General features: G+C 48.6%; 1 protein-coding gene. It reads left to right on the plus strand.

The annotated features are described in order from the left end of the window. Window positions 1-245: condensation domain-containing protein (locus HFD99_RS25290; protein WP_167441106.1), on the plus strand; the 245-nt coding region annotated here is incomplete at both ends.

Genomic DNA, 245 nt, shown 5'->3' on the forward strand with positions numbered 1-245 from the left:
GGGGATATTCCAGGTGTGGAGCACATGATCGGGCTATTTATCAATACAATTCCAGTGCGTGTGCAGTCTGAACCAGGCGAAAGCTTTGTTGAGCTGATGAAACGAACACAGCGGCAGGCGCTGGCTTCCAATGCCTACGATGCGTTCCCGCTGTATGAAATTCAAGCGCTGACCGAGCAGAAGCAGGATTTAATCAACCATATTATGATATTTGAAAATTACCCGGTGGAGCAGCAGGTAGAGCA

Source organism: Paenibacillus sp. EKM301P (assembly GCF_011800295.1).
GTDB classification, from domain to species: domain Bacteria; phylum Bacillota; class Bacilli; order Paenibacillales; family Paenibacillaceae; genus Paenibacillus; species Paenibacillus polymyxa.